Genomic DNA, 14,364 nt, shown 5'->3' with positions numbered 1-14,364 from the left:
GTGTTTGTTTAGAAAAGTCCTTCGTTTAATGCGTTTAATGCGTCATTTTTATGTTTGGCATCTACTAAAAGTGAGATGTTGTGTTCAGACGCTCCGTACGAAATCATACGGATTGGGATATTTTTAATGGCATCCAATACTTTGATGGCGATACCCTCTTTATCGGCCCAGAAATTCCCAACAATACAAATGATTACTTGGTCTTTATCGGGATCTTCTAATTCGGCAAATTCACGCAATTCGCGCATAATTGCATCAAGATTTACGGTTTGATCAATTGTCACAGATACCGAAACTTCGGATGTCGTGATCATATCAACAGGCGTTTTATATTTTTCGAATATTTCAAAAACCCGTTTTAAGAAACCGTAGGCATTCAACATACGTGTTGAGTGAATGTATATGGCCGTAATATTATCTTTAGCTGCAATCGCTTTGATTTCAATATCTGTGGATTTTTCAGATATCAAGGTGCCGAAGGCGCTAGGCTCCATGGTATTTTTTAATCGCACGGGAACGCCTTTAATTTTGGCTGGCGTAATCGTACTCGGGTGCAATATTTTTGCCCCAAAGTAGGCTAATTCGGCTGCTTCTGCGAAGGATAATTCACGAATTGGGAATGTATTTTTAACAATGCGCGGATCATTATTATGCATTCCATCAATGTCTGTCCAGATTTGAATTTCGTCAGCTTGAATAGCTCCACCTATTAAAGATGCCGTGTAATCAGATCCTCCACGCTTCAAGTTATCCACTTCGCCCGCAGGGTTGCGGCATATGAAACCTTGCGTAACGAAGATTTGCTTATCCTTTACAGGAGTTAATGTAGCCGCTAATTTCGCTGAGATATCAGCCATGATGGGTTCGTTATCCGCATCAATCACCATGAAGTCCAGGGCAGGAAGTAATGTTGAGCTGACTCCTTCTTCTTGCAAGTATGCTTCAAAAATTTGCGTAGAAAGCAATTCGCCTAAAGCAACCATCTCTTTTTCCTCCTTCAGCGTATAAGGAACGGTGTCAATTAGGCTATCGATGAAATTAAATTCTTTTTCTACGATGGCTTGGCCTTTACCTAGTCCAGCCGGTGTATGATAAAGTTCAGTTATGAATGTATCGTAGTGCGCACGTAATGCGGCTGCTTTTGTTTGCGCATCAGCTGCATTTTTTGCGATTAAAGATTCAGAAATAGATAATAATGCATTGGTACTACCAGATAGAGCTGACAAAACAACAATTTTAGGTTTCCCGTCTTCTGTGATCAGTTGACGAATTGATTGCATTCTTTCTGGCTTTCCTACGGATGTACCGCCAAATTTCCAAACTTGCATAATAGTATATCTTAATTTATTGCTAACATTTTTATGGCCGTAATAGCAGCCTCATCTCCTTTGTTACCATGTTTTCCACCAGCGCGGTCCATGGCTTGTTCTTGGGTATTCGGAGTTAATACGCCGAAGATGACGGGTTTATTGTATTTCAAACTTACGTTTGTAATACCATCCGCTACGGCTTGGCAGATGAAATCAAAATGCCGGGTTTCGCCTTGTATTACACATCCTAAACAGATGACAGCATCAATATCCTGTTTTTCGGCCATCTTTTGCGCCCCTAAGCTTAATTCAAAACTCCCAGGCACCTGAACGCGAATAATATTGTTTTCGGTAGCGCCGTACTTTAACAAGGTTTCAAATGCACCAGTATAGAGCGCATGCGTTACGTCGGTATTCCATTCTGATACTACGATGGCAAAGCGTTTACCGGTAATATTGGGCAAATGCATGGTGCTAAATTCGCTTAAGTTTTTTACGGAAGATGACATACTAATGGGGCTAAAACAAGAAGGGATAAAAGCGTTTGCTCTTATCCCCTCCTGAAATGATCTTAATTGGTATTATTCAGAGATAGAGCTTTCTAATAGCGCCTTATATTTCTTTGCTGGAATCGCCTCAGCCGATTCTGGATATTTCTCCGTAATTGCTGTATAGGCATCCAATGCTTCTTTCGATTGTTTATTGGCTTCGTAAGCATTTGCCAACTTCAATAAATAACCTGGAGAGAAGAATTTATTCGACTTATAATCAGCCGCTTTTGTATAATATTCAATGGCTTCAGCGTACGATTTCTTTTCTGAATATGCATCACCAATTAATGAATAAGCACGTGCTTGAACTAATAAATCTCCGCTGTTGAAATTTTTCAATTTTTCAATTGCGTTATCATATTTACCTTGTTTTAATAAGGTAATACCTAAATATAGATCAGCTAAATTTTGCGTATTCCCGCCAAATTCATCTGAAACTTTCGCTAGGTCCTTTGATGCAGCAGCTAAAGAATCGGATTCAAAGGCGTAAACAGCCTTATATAATTTCTTTTCGCCCTCTGCGTCTTGTGTATTTTGATACCACTGAAAGCCGAAATAGCCTACAATAACCGCGATTGCAACAACGGCAATGCCAATAACAGTTGATTTATTTTGATCGAAAACTCCAGTGACTTTCTCTAATTCGTGTTGAAGTGCCTCTGGGCTTTCAATGATTTCAATGGATTCGTTAACTTCTTTCTTCTTTGCCATAAAATTATAATGCTTTGATGCTCGAGCTAGTTTATGTCACTAGCCAAAGGACTGCAAAATTATAAAATCTCTTCTATTTTTATCAATTTTAAATGAATCTTTTGCGTTTTATTTTAGAATTTGTTGAGTAAATTGAAGTAAATCGTACTTTATCCTTTGTAAACCTCACAATCAGATGTCCTTTAACCGTGCAGACCAAATACAGAAATTGCGTGAGCCATTTGATTTATGTGTCATTGGTGGCGGGGCTACGGGTGCAGGTGTAGCTTTAGATGCTACATTACGCGGTTATCGCGTATTGTTAATTGAGAAAGGGGACTTCGCGTCACAAACTTCTTCTAAATCGACGAAATTAGTTCATGGAGGCGTTCGCTACTTGGAGCAAGCGGTAAAAAAATTAGATTGGCAGCAATTTAAGATGGTTTATAAGGCATTGCACGAGCGAAGGATTTTATTGAAAAATGCGCCTTTTCTAACACATCCTTTGGCATTGCTTACGCCTTGTTATACTTGGTTTGATCGGATTTATTACCGGATTGGGATGTGGATGTATGATCGAATCGCAGGTCATACTAATTTAGAACCGAGTAGGGGATTAGGTCCCAACCAGATGCGCGAGTTAAGTCCGGCACTTTCGTTAAAACAGGTACGCGGTGGTGTTTTGTATTACGATGGCCAACTGAATGATGCACGCTATGCTTTGGCGATTTTGCAATCTGCTGAAGCTGCTGGTGCTTGTATTTTAAATTATGCCGAACTTACTCAATTTGTGCACTCCCCAAAGAGCCTCAAAGTCAAAGAAGTTTGTTTTAACGATTTAGTTACAGGGGAAACTTATCAAATACCGGTGAAAGCCGTTGTTAATGCGACTGGACCATTTACTGATGCCATTCGTTTGCTTGCTAATCCCAAGTTAAAACCTCGAATGAAGGTTAGTCGAGGAGCTCATATTGTTTTGCCAGCTACTTTTTGGCCAGGCGAAACAGCCTTATTGATTCCTAAAACCGATGATGGCCGTGTTATTTTTGTAATCCCATGGCAAGAATACGTGCTCGTAGGGACCACAGATGAACCGGATTCCTTGCGGGAGAATCCGCCTATTTTGTCGGAAGAGGTTGACTATTTACTAGATTATTTCAATCGCTACGCGACTGAAAAAGCATCACGCAGTGATGTTACATCAACTTTTGTGGGTCAGCGTCCCTTATTGCAAGCTGCCTTGGATGCCGCCATGTCAACAGATACTAAATCTTTAGTGCGTGATCATGAGGTGGAAGTTGATGGCCGCAGTAAATTAGTTAGTATTATGGGAGGCAAGTGGACTACTTACCGGGTCATGGCATCTGATACCATGGATGTTTTAGAACGCGAGGTATTAAATAGTAGCCCTAGAAAGTGCATGACCGAAAGTCATTCTTTATGGGGTGGGGATGAATCATTACGCGAAAAGTTTAACCAAGAAGCAGAAGCTTTGGGTTTGTCAAAAGCTACCCAAAAGCACTTGTGGGAGACCTATGGTTCCCAAAGTTTTGAGTTACTGAATGGAGACCTACAGATTATTCATCCCAATCTACCATTTATCGAATCTGAAATTAGTTACCAGAAAGCACACGAGATGGTGACCTGCTGGGATGATGTACTGGTCCGTCGCTGGGGAATTAGTTTACGGAATCAACAAATGAGTGAGGAAATTAAGGCCATAAAAAAAGAGGCTTTCGCCTCTTAATTAATATTCGTCTTCGTTGAAAAAGAAATCATCCTTGGTCGGATAGTCTGGCCAAATTTCTTCGATACTCTCGAAAGGCTGTCCATCGTCTTCTAATTCTTGTAAGTTTTCAACAACTTCAAGTGGCGATCCTGTACGGATAGCAAAGTCAATTAATTCGTCTTTTGAAGCAGGCCAAGGCGCATCTTCAAGGTAGGAGGCAAGTTCTAATGTCCAATACATATTTGAGGAAATTTTATTATTTCTTTTTGATCGTTGTGCAAAAGTAAAATAAAAAAATATTTATAAAAGATTTATTTCTTAAATTTTCGTTAATTATCGAAAAAGCAATTTAATGGCTCATTTAGGCCTATTTTTATGAAGAGAAAAACAGGGGTTGCTGTTGAAGTTTGTGCTTATTCATTGGAGTCTTGTTTGGCCGCTGATCGTGCCGGGGCTGACCGCGTTGAACTTTGCGCATCGCCACATGATGGTGGATGTACTCCATCAGCTGGTTTAGTTAAATCTGTCCTTGCGGCAACGAGTCTCGGAGTCCATGTGATGTTGCGTCCGCGTGGGGGAGATTTTTGTTACGATCAGTGGGAGAAGCAAACTATGTTGGCCGAAGCAGATGAGCTTCTTTTAACCGGGGTTCATGGTTTGGTTGTGGGGGCCTTACTTCCTAATGGTGATCTGGATGTCGAGTTTTTATCTAGACTGCGTGCGCGCGTTGGTAATTTGTCATTAACCTTTCATCGGGCGATTGATGTTAGTCGCGAACCGGCGCTTGTTTTGGAGCAATTAATTAAACTTAACTTTCAGCGAATTTTAACTTCTGGGCAAAAAAATAAAGCCATAGATGGTGTTGAAAATATCGCTCAGTTAGTTGGCCTTGCCGCTGGTCGAATTGAAATCATGGCAGGAAGTGGTGTTAATCCTCAAAATTGCCAAATTTTCCTTGACGCTGGAGTAGATGCGGTACATACGAGTGCTAAAACCCTACGTGATTCAGCCATGGAATATCGCCGACCAGGCATTTCCATGGGCGGATTAAGTGAAATTTCGGAATTCGAAATAGCCTATTCCAATGAGGAGTTAATTCGTGAAACGATTAAGCGAGTTCGGGGGAATTAGTAAAGTTCTGAAGTTACCCACTCTTCTTCTGGTAATCTGTTCAAGGCATAAAGCTTAACCGAATTACGACGGTACGTTGGCACTTCAAACTCCGTTTCACTTACACCACCGTTGGCATATATGTCAACCATGTAATTAAAACGTTCCTCTTCGTTCATGGGGTTATTCGCTGATTCTGCATCCAATGTGATGGTGCTGCCTGATGTAAACTCACGATTACCTGTGTCATCGGCCGACGCATAGGTGCCGTCTGATTCAGCGAAATAGGTGCCAAATTCATCCCCTTCATGTTCAAAGCCTGCAGCAATAACGGTTAAATACAGGCTGTCGCCTAATTCTTCATCGGTAGAGAATCCGAATTTCACCATATCTGCTTGCAAGTAAATACGGTCATTGAGGTAATTTATAATAACATTTTGCTCTTTCATCTTCAACTGATTGCTGCTTCCGGTTGAAACAGTAACCAAGATGCGTTTAGCACCTTTGATTTGTTGAGAATTCAATAGAGGCGATGTTAATGCCTCCGCAATTGCTTCATGGGCACGATTTTCACCATTACCATAAGCTGAGCTCATCATTGCTTTTCCCGCATTCGTCAAAACCTTCTTGACATCCATGAAGTCCGTATTGATATCGCCTGGTTTTGCAATAACGTCAACAACTGATTTAACTGCCTTGGCAAGCACGTCATCGGCTTTTGAGAAGGCTTCCGACATAGGCAAGTTTTCGTAATGCTCAGCTAATTTATCATTCATGACTACGATGACCGTATCACAATATTTTTTTAATGCTTCTACACCGTTAAGCGCATATTGAATTTTGTCCTTACCTTCCCAATTGTATGGTGCAGTGACAACTGCCACAGTCAATAAATTTCTATCGCGGGCAATTTCTGCAATCACCGGTGCTGCACCTGTCCCTGTTCCTCCTCCCATACCAGCGGTAATGAACACCATTTGGGTTTCATTCGATAGCATGTGTTCAATTTTTTCCCGACTTTCCAAAGCAGCCATGCGGCCTACTTCCGGATCTGTTCCTGCTCCAAGACCTTGTTGTCCCAATTTAATCTTTGTCTGAACAGGGTTAGATGCCAATGCTTGCGAATCGGTATTGCAAATTACAAGGTCTGCGCCCTTGATATCCATTTCCTGCATGTGCTTTACGGCATTGGAGCCACCGCCACCGATACCGACTACTTTAATTATTGATTTGAAGGTGTTTTCTGGGATCATTTCCATGTCGTGGTCGTAAAAAGAGGGATTCGTAGAGTTCATAAGGGTAACAGTAATTCAATTGCTTGCAAAAATAATGAAATTGAGGAGAATTTAATTATTTCACCAGCGCCATTCATTTCCTAATTCTAATTCGTGTTGTAAGTTTTGTTTGATAAAGAAATCCCGCGTTGAATAAAAGTCTAATTTTTTCGCAGGAATTGAGTTTGCATTGCCTAAAGCATATAAAAGCATGGAAGTGTATTTTACATTATTTTCCATCTCTTTTTTATTGACTAAGCTAAATACATCACAATTCGCATGGTAACAATCGAGTACAGATCGGCTTAGTTTGCCTACGGGGTCAGCTGCAGGAATGCCTTCTAATAAAAATACTTGATGGTCGGAATGTAGTCCTGCAGCATTATGAATTTCATTGGCAAACGACGGGTCAATCGATTTGATTTTATTTCCAATTTCTTTTAATAATCCCAACATTTCATCGCGGCCACCTGCATTAAATCCACGCACATCATTGGCCATATCAAGGTTGATCATGTAAACAATTTCATTCACTTCCCCGGTTTTTTTTGCACGTTCCATATAGGCTTTGGAACCCAAAAGACCTTCTTCTTCTCCCATAAAGGCAACAAATTCAATGGTACGCTTGCTCTTCAAGCCTAAGGCTTTGAATGTGCGTGCGATGTCAATGACAGAGAAAGAGCCTATGCCGTTATCAATTGCGCCCGTCGCTAAATCCCAAGAATCCAAGTGTCCACCAATAATGATTTTTTCATGTCGTAAACTGCGGCTTTCCCCTTTTAAGGTAGCAACTACATTACGAGCTTTGATGGGTTGGCTAACATTGTGCATTTCAATCATACTCAATAAGCCTGGTTGGTCCACTAACCATTTTCTGATTTCTTGACCACTTTCATATGATATGCAAACGGCAGGTATCGAAATAAGATTACCTGTTACTGATGCTGTTCCAGTTAACAATACTTGGCCTTTAACTGTATTAACGAAAATGATACCGGTTGCGCCATATTTTATGGCTAAGGCCGTTTTTTCAGAACGGTGTAAATTTTTTGTTCCTTCTGGGGCACCTAACAAGCCAATATTGGCCAGGGCTATTTTGCCCTTAATGAGGTCTTTTTTTGCTTCAAAATCACTATCTAGTCCATTCCCACAGTCAATAATTTGACCTTGAATTTTCGATTCTACAGGTGTAAGTGCCAAAGAAACAACAGGTATATCTCGAAAGTCATCAGATTTTGGTGGCGCAACAGATAATGTAACAGTATCACGCGCCCAAGCTTCTACTTGAAAACCTTGAAATTTTGTGTCCCTAAATCCGTATTTTTTGAATAGTTGAAACGCCAATTCCTCTGCTTTTTTCCCATTTTCACTACCAGTTAATCGATGCCCAATGGTTGCGCAGGCATTTCCAAGGGTAGAATAGGCTTGCGAATTTGTGTCCACCTCTATTTTAATACGCTTGAAAACGGATTCCAATGACTCTTCGCCTACTAAGGGGATGGCACTAGAAAATCCAATTAATGTTAAAGCTGTAAGACAATAGCGTAATATTTTTTTCATAAAAAATGTAATGGACAACCTATGTTATGCTGAAAATTACGCCATTTTAGCTAAATATACAAGTGTAAATTAGGGGAGCGGGCAAGGAATATTCGGTCCGGATTTACGGGTGAGCCATTTACACCAGAATTCCTTTTCTTTTTCTGGAATTACTTTACTTTGATAAAACTTTTTCACCCGATCTACCGCGGTTGCTAAATGATCTTTGTCTAGGTCTATCATCACTTCCAAAACGATACACCGATTTGCAATTTGAGCTTCGTTAAGTCCGATTAGTTTTAATCCATTTTTTATTCCCGCAATTCGCTCTGGACTAAATTTTCTCGCCCTACTGGAGAATAAAGTAGACATTAAGGTGTTTTCGGCGGCTTGCCTTACGGTAACAGAATCTGCATATTTTCGATAGGCGGGAAGGTTGTTTATAAAGTGCTCAAACAGGGGATTGTTGTTATCAAGCATAACTTTTCGAATCAAAAGAAATCCCAGTTCGCTTTCATATTTATCTTGGGGTAATGCTTCAGCAAGTTGTTGGACTATCTCCATGTTTTGTACTGAATCTAAGGTCATTCGGGTAAAATTAGCGAGCTCTATCATCTGATTAAAATCTCTAGCCCCTTGTTGGTATTTTTTGAGAATGGCCTCATCTCTTTTTTCTGGATCAATCGCTTTTTGTAAAGTGCTGATTATTCCATCCACATTGTTTAATTCATCTCCCATGGTTTGAACACTCCAGGGTTTTCCATCAGGACCTAGCATGATAAAACTTGGGGTAGAAGGGACGAATATTTTTTGCTTACGTAAGAAAATCCCGTTTTCTTTTTTACTTAGATCAAGCTGGTATGCCAAAACATTTTTGTCCAGAAACTGCTTGATTTTTTGGTTCTTCAAGGTTGCATCATAGGCAATGCAATGTGAACAATTGGGCAAGAAGGCCTCGAAAAAGACGGGCTTATTTTCTTTTTTTGCGCGTGCAAAAATGGCATCAAAATTCTCTAGCGTTTTGAATGAAGGATTTTGTGCTTGACTATACCTAGGGATTAGTAGCGCAACTACCAGGGCGAATAAGATTCTCATCGGGGATTTTTTTTCAAAAATACATTATCCTCCCCAATTTTCCCTATCCAAACTGCGGTAGGCAATAGCTTCCGTAAGATGTTTGATTTCAATCACTTCTTTTCTATCTAAATCTGCGATGGTTCTCGCCACTTTTAAGATGCGGTCATAGGCTCTTGCCGACAGGGAAAGTGTCTGCATGGCCAATTTTAAACGTTGTTCTGAAGCAAAATCCAGTTGGCAAACTTTTCGTAAATTGGTCGAGTTCATTAATGCATTTACATGAAATTTTTGCTGGACAAATCTGTTGGTTTGGATTTCTCTGGCTTGAAGAACGCGTGTGTAAATTTCGGCACTACTTTCATTGGTTTGTGTTCCATGCATTTCTTCAAATTGTACGGGAAGCACTTCAACATGTAGGTCGATCCGGTCTAATAGGGGCCCAGAAATTTTATTTAGATAGCGTTGCACAACTTCGGAACCGCATGTGCAATCCTTTGTGGGGTGGTTGTAATATCCACAAGGACATGGATTCATGCTTGCAATGAGCATGAAGTTGGCCGGGAATTCTACGGCATATCTTGCCCGTGAAATAAATACTTTACGATCCTCGAGTGGTTGGCGCATCACCTCCAAAGCATGTTTAGAAAATTCGGGAAGTTCATCTAAGAACAATACGCCATTGTGTGCCAGTGTAATTTCACCGGGTTGCGGGTTTGAGCCACCACCAATTAAAGCTGTAGAGGAAATGGTATGATGTGGTGACCGAAAAGGGCGTTGTGCCAATAAAGTATGTTCTAAGGGTATTTTACCTGCGATTGAATGGACGATGGTTGTTTCCATCGCTTCTTCCAAATTCAATGGGGGTAAAATGCTCGGTATTCGTTTGGCCAACATCGTTTTTCCGGCGCCGGGAGGACCTATTAAAATAAGATTATGTCCACCTGCTGCGGCAATTTCGAAGGCTCTTTTGGCTATTACTTGTCCTTGAACTTGCGCAAAATCCAACAAAGAATGATTGGAAGGCATGAAAGTTTGTGCTGATTTAATGGATGCGTGAAACGTTTTCCCACGTAGGAATTGAACAGTCTCTTGCAGATTTTCCATGCCAAAAACTTCTATATCTTCTACAAAGGCTGCTTCGTGTGCATTTTCTTTTGGCAGAATAATTTTTCGGATTCCATTTCTTCGCGCCTCTAATGCAATGGGCAGGGCTCCTTTGATTGGACGAATTACCCCATCTAAAGCAAGTTCTCCCATGATGACGAATGCGGGAAGATCGGGAATCTCAACTTGCTCAGAGGCTTGAATAATGGAAAGTGCGATGGCTAAGTCATAAGCTGATCCTTCTTTGCGGACATTGGCAGGCGCTAAGTTTATCACCACTTTTCTCCGAGGGAAAAAACACCCCATTTGTTTCATGGCGGATTCGACACGAAGGATAGCCTCTTTAATTGTTGAGTCCGGAAGCCCTACTAAGTGACATTTGCTGCCTTGGCCTACATATGTCTCAATGGTAATTAATGCTGCATTTACTCCAAAAACGGAGCAGGCATAGGTTTTAGCTAGCATGATTTTTTTTAATCAAAACTAGTCTTTTAACATTCTATAGAGGCTTAAATCTGTCCAACAACTTGGACATTATCAGAATTTACCAAGAATTTGATTTTCGTTCCGAAGGGGAGCGCGAAATTGTTTGGAATATGTCCGGCTGGGAAATTAAAAGCAATGGGATATGGGTTTTCTGCACAATGTTCAAGGACAAGCTCTTCAATCGATTTGCCCATTTCCAATTTTGCCTCATGGCAATCGGTAAATGCTCCGATGATTAATCCTGTGAGTTGGGATAAATACCCTGCCCGTTTTAGTTGGACCAGCATGCGATCCACATGATATAATCGTTCGCCTACCTCTTCGATGAAAAGGATTTTGCCTACAGGATTTGGAAAGCTTTCAGTTCCGATGAGGTGTGCCAACAAAGATAAGTTACCTCCAATCAAGGTGCTTTCTGCTTCGCCCGTCCGATTTGCTGCCTGGGAAGGGGCTTGAATATGGGTTTTACCCGTAAAAAGTAGTTGATGCAGTGTATTTAAAGCAGCCTCTCCGCCATTTTGGCAAAAATTATTAGGCATAGGTCCATGAATACTTGCCGTCTTTAAGGAATCGATGTGACATAATAGGGCAGTGATATCAGAAAATCCAACTAGCCATTTAGGCGAGGCCTTGAATTTATTAAAGTCTAATTGGTCCATAAATCGGCTACATCCATAACCGCCGCGTAATGGAAAAATGGCTTTAATTGTGGGGTCATCCAACATAGCTTGCAAATCTGAACGCCGTTGATCGTCTGTGCCAGCTAAACCAAAGTGTTTTGCTAAAAAATTATCAGCATAAACAATATTGAGTCCCCAGGATTCTAAAACATCAATTCCTTTTTTCCATTGTTGAGAACTCGGGGGAGAAGCGGGAGAAACAATAGCAACGCGGTCACCTTTTTGTAATAGTTGGGGGATTTGCATGAATTACGTGTATATGCTACAAATATGTCCTTTTTTTTCGGCAAAGGAAAGTGCGAAACATCAAAAATAGGACTCGGCAATTCTCCGTATTAGATTCTTGGGAAAAATCGCAAGGGCTTTACTACCTGAAAAAAATCTAAAGAAATACAACCTCTTCAATAACAGCTTTGCCAGCGTGCTTGTTGATTAATTCAATCATTTTCTGTTTCGCCATCATGAGTTCCTTTTTCAGGGGAGCAGAATCGATTTGTAGGTATAGCTTCAGGTTTTTGGCATAGACTTTTGTAGTTCTGGCCGCGATGGGTTTTCCCATGATTTCTTCCCAATGCGCTTCGATGGAAGTCTCGTCGAATTGACTTTGCAGTTTATATACGCGTAAAAGCGCATCAATCGCCTCTTTGAGCGGTTGGCTTTCATTTTTACGTGTAGCTGCGCGTGGTCCTTTCGGGCTATATGGAGAATCCATGCATAGAAAATTAGATGAGCAAATGTACGTTATTTTGGTTCTTTATGTGGTGTAAACAGGTTTAAATTAATTTTTTTTTAAAATTTTTTCAAAAAATAATTCTAAAAAAAGTACCTAATAAAGGAGGGATTTTAGGACAAAATATCAAGATAATACAATAGCAAGTTAGCCTGCAAAGTTGATTTGATGGCTGAGCTTATGTATACCTATACGATTTATTTGAGATTTCTATTACTTTTGCTTTTACCGAAAAAAGCAGTGGACGAAAAACTATGAAAACTACTCCCGCATTTTTCAACAAGTTTTATTACCAAAAAAATAATTCTTTAACCCCAAATTACCAAACTAATGAGTACACAACAACCAAAGCCAGCTGCTAAGCCAGCTGCAACCGAAAAAAAATCTGGCGGTATTTCTGCAGGTTTAATTCTAATTGTCCTTTTTGCCATTGCGGTAGCGATTTATTCACTTGTAATGGGTGATGGCTCTCACTTTGAAGGCGGTACTAATGAAGGACACCCACTACCAGGCGACTACTTTGGTGTAGTTTATAAAGGTGGAGTTATCGTGCCAGTTTTGATGACTTGTTTCTTAACTGCATTAACATTCTCAATCGAGCGTATGTTCACAATCGGTAAAGCAAAAGGAACTGGTGATGTGAATGCTTTTGTTCGCTCAATTCAAGCTTCCTTAGACAAGGATGACGTAGACGGTGCTTTGAAAGCTTGTGATAAGCAAAAAGGATCTGTAGGTAACGTTACCTTAGCTGCCATCAAAAAATACAAAGCTTTGACTACGGAGAAATCTTTAGACAAAGAGCAAAAATTAGCTGCATTGAGCAAAGAAGTGGAAGAAGCTACTTCATTAGAATTGCCAATGTTAGAGAAAAACTTAACTATCATCGCAACTTTAGCATCCGTTTCAACTTTGATCGGTCTATTAGGAACGGTAATCGGTATGATTAAGGCCTTCGCGTCATTAGGTAACTCAGGTGGATCAACTGATTCATCCGCTTTAGCAAATGGTATCTCTGAAGCCCTAATCAACACAGCATTAGGTATCGGTACTTCAGCGATCTGTATCATTGCATACAACGTGTTCACAGCGAAAATTGATGAGTTAACTTATAGCATTGACGAAATCGGCTTAAGCGTTAACCAAAACTACGCTACACATCACAATTAATATTTGAACTGATTTAGGGGCCTTGCCCTTTCATTCAATTTTATTCACCGTTCAAAAAAATAATTGTTATGCCAAAAGTTAAAGCTAAACGACAAAGTGTCTCACTCGACATGACAGCGATGTGTGATGTGGCTTTCCTTCTTTTGACGTTCTTCATGTTAACCGCGAAGTTCCGTCCAGAAGAGGCAGTTACGATCACTCCTCCATCTTCTATCTCAGAGAAACCTCTGAACATTAAAGATGGTATGCTGATGGTTAGTGTTTCACCAGAAGGAGGCGTTTATTTGGCAACTGATGATCAAATGGCACGTGAGTTTATGTTAGAGCGCATGGCTAATCGCTATGGTGTCGCTGTAACAGCCGAGATGAAGAAGAACTTTATGGCTTCAGAAATCGTAGGCTATCCTCTAGGAGCAATGCGTCAGGTGTTAAATATGAAACCTTCAGAAGCTAAAAAGCTAAGCAAGGGGATTCCAATTGATTCAACTAATAACGAACTTTCGTATTGGGTGGGTTATGCGAAATTGTCTAATCCAGAGTTGAAAGTTGCTATTAAAGGAGATCAAAATTCTAACTACAAAGTTTTTGCCGATATCATCGGTACTTTGCAGGCTCAGAATATCAATATCTTCCAATTAGTAACTGGACCGGAAAATAAACCGAGATAAGTTTTCATTTTAATTATTAATTACGAAAAGAAATGGCAGAAATAGATAGCTCCGGTGGCGGGAAGAAAGGCGGCGGAAAGAAGCGTAGTAAGAAAATGTCGACCAAAATCGACATGACACCCATGGTGGACTTAGGCTTCCTTTTGATTACTTTCTTTATGTTAACAACGACGTTAGCAAAGCCCGTTACCATGCAATTAAACATGCCTGATAAAACGGATACTAAGGAAACATCACCTGTAAAATTAT

General features: G+C 40.4%; 15 protein-coding genes. 5 read left to right on the top strand and 10 right to left on the bottom strand.

Annotation, left to right across the window (positions count from 1 at the left end; all coding sequences use genetic code 11):
* Nucleotides 1-8: 8 nt before the first annotated feature.
* From ACIQZ2_RS07285 to ACIQZ2_RS07275, 3 genes are all read right to left on the bottom strand, one after another.
* Nucleotides 9-1,328 carry an aspartate kinase gene (locus ACIQZ2_RS07285; protein WP_395768190.1) on the bottom strand — a complete coding sequence of 440 codons (1,320 nt, stop codon included), beginning with the start codon at nt 1,326-1,328 and terminating at the stop codon, nt 9-11.
* Nucleotides 1,329-1,339: 11 nt separating this feature from the next.
* Complete coding sequence (gene ribH, locus ACIQZ2_RS07280) at nt 1,340-1,819, bottom strand: 6,7-dimethyl-8-ribityllumazine synthase (RefSeq protein WP_395768189.1); 480 nt, start codon at nt 1,817-1,819, stop codon at nt 1,340-1,342.
* Nucleotides 1,820-1,891: 72 nt separating this feature from the next.
* Nucleotides 1,892-2,572, bottom strand: coding sequence for a tol-pal system YbgF family protein (locus tag ACIQZ2_RS07275; RefSeq protein WP_395768188.1), 681 nt, complete (start codon nt 2,570-2,572; stop codon nt 1,892-1,894).
* Between the two features lie 175 nt (nt 2,573-2,747).
* On the opposite strand from ACIQZ2_RS07275, the gene ACIQZ2_RS07270 reads away from it, so the two are divergent.
* A complete protein-coding gene (locus tag ACIQZ2_RS07270) occupies nt 2,748-4,298 on the top strand; it encodes a glycerol-3-phosphate dehydrogenase/oxidase (RefSeq protein ID WP_395768187.1) in 1,551 nt (516 codons plus the stop codon).
* Here the strand turns inward: ACIQZ2_RS07270 and ACIQZ2_RS07265 are convergent, their stop codons facing one another.
* Complete coding sequence (locus ACIQZ2_RS07265; RefSeq protein ID WP_130895915.1) at nt 4,299-4,520, bottom strand: DUF2795 domain-containing protein; 222 nt, start codon at nt 4,518-4,520, stop codon at nt 4,299-4,301. It lies immediately after the preceding gene.
* Between the two features lie 135 nt (nt 4,521-4,655).
* Between ACIQZ2_RS07265 and ACIQZ2_RS07260 the strand changes: the two genes are divergently transcribed.
* Nucleotides 4,656-5,411, top strand: coding sequence for a copper homeostasis protein CutC (locus tag ACIQZ2_RS07260; RefSeq protein ID WP_395768186.1), 756 nt, complete (start codon nt 4,656-4,658; stop codon nt 5,409-5,411).
* Here the strand turns inward: ACIQZ2_RS07260 and ftsZ are convergent.
* The 6 genes from ftsZ to ACIQZ2_RS07230 all read right to left on the bottom strand — a co-directional run bounded on the left by ftsZ (nt 5,408) and on the right by ACIQZ2_RS07230 (nt 12,262).
* Nucleotides 5,408-6,685 (bottom strand): cell division protein FtsZ, encoded by a 1,278-nt coding sequence (gene ftsZ / locus ACIQZ2_RS07255; protein WP_395768185.1) that lies wholly within the window; start codon nt 6,683-6,685, stop codon nt 5,408-5,410. The two genes, ACIQZ2_RS07260 and ftsZ, sit on opposite strands and share 4 nt — an antisense overlap.
* Before the next feature lie 60 nt (nt 6,686-6,745).
* Entirely contained in the window at nt 6,746-8,224 is a 1,479-nt protein-coding gene (locus tag ACIQZ2_RS07250; RefSeq protein WP_395768184.1) for a M28 family peptidase, read from the bottom strand.
* Between the two features lie 69 nt (nt 8,225-8,293).
* The gene (locus tag ACIQZ2_RS07245) at nt 8,294-9,298 is read right to left on the bottom strand and encodes a hypothetical protein (protein WP_395768183.1); all 1,005 of its coding nucleotides are present in this window, start codon (nt 9,296-9,298) and stop codon (nt 8,294-8,296) included.
* Between the two features lie 24 nt (nt 9,299-9,322).
* Nucleotides 9,323-10,849, bottom strand: coding sequence for a YifB family Mg chelatase-like AAA ATPase (locus ACIQZ2_RS07240; RefSeq protein WP_395768182.1), 1,527 nt, complete (start codon nt 10,847-10,849; stop codon nt 9,323-9,325).
* Between the two features lie 44 nt (nt 10,850-10,893).
* A complete protein-coding gene (locus ACIQZ2_RS07235) occupies nt 10,894-11,796 on the bottom strand; it encodes an LD-carboxypeptidase (protein WP_395768181.1) in 903 nt (300 codons plus the stop codon).
* Between the two features lie 136 nt (nt 11,797-11,932).
* Nucleotides 11,933-12,262 carry a DUF721 domain-containing protein gene (locus ACIQZ2_RS07230; RefSeq protein WP_395768180.1) on the bottom strand — a complete coding sequence of 110 codons (330 nt, stop codon included), beginning with the start codon at nt 12,260-12,262 and terminating at the stop codon, nt 11,933-11,935.
* A gap of 348 nt (nt 12,263-12,610) precedes the next feature.
* On the opposite strand from ACIQZ2_RS07230, the gene ACIQZ2_RS07225 reads away from it, so the two are divergent.
* The 3 genes from ACIQZ2_RS07225 to ACIQZ2_RS07215 all read left to right on the top strand — a co-directional run.
* The gene (locus ACIQZ2_RS07225; RefSeq protein WP_395616888.1) at nt 12,611-13,447 is read left to right on the top strand and encodes a MotA/TolQ/ExbB proton channel family protein; all 837 of its coding nucleotides are present in this window, start codon (nt 12,611-12,613) and stop codon (nt 13,445-13,447) included.
* Nucleotides 13,448-13,515: 68 nt separating this feature from the next.
* Complete coding sequence (locus ACIQZ2_RS07220; protein ID WP_395616889.1) at nt 13,516-14,115, top strand: ExbD/TolR family protein; 600 nt, start codon at nt 13,516-13,518, stop codon at nt 14,113-14,115.
* Nucleotides 14,116-14,147: 32 nt separating this feature from the next.
* The coding region (locus ACIQZ2_RS07215; RefSeq protein ID WP_395768179.1) for an ExbD/TolR family protein at nt 14,148-14,364 on the top strand (217 nt) is incomplete at its 3' end.

Origin of the sequence: Aquirufa sp. (assembly GCF_044342065.1) — a bacterium.
Classification (GTDB): Bacteria; Bacteroidota; Bacteroidia; order Cytophagales; family Spirosomataceae; genus Aquirufa.
This window is presented reverse-complemented; position numbering and strand designations above follow the sequence as displayed.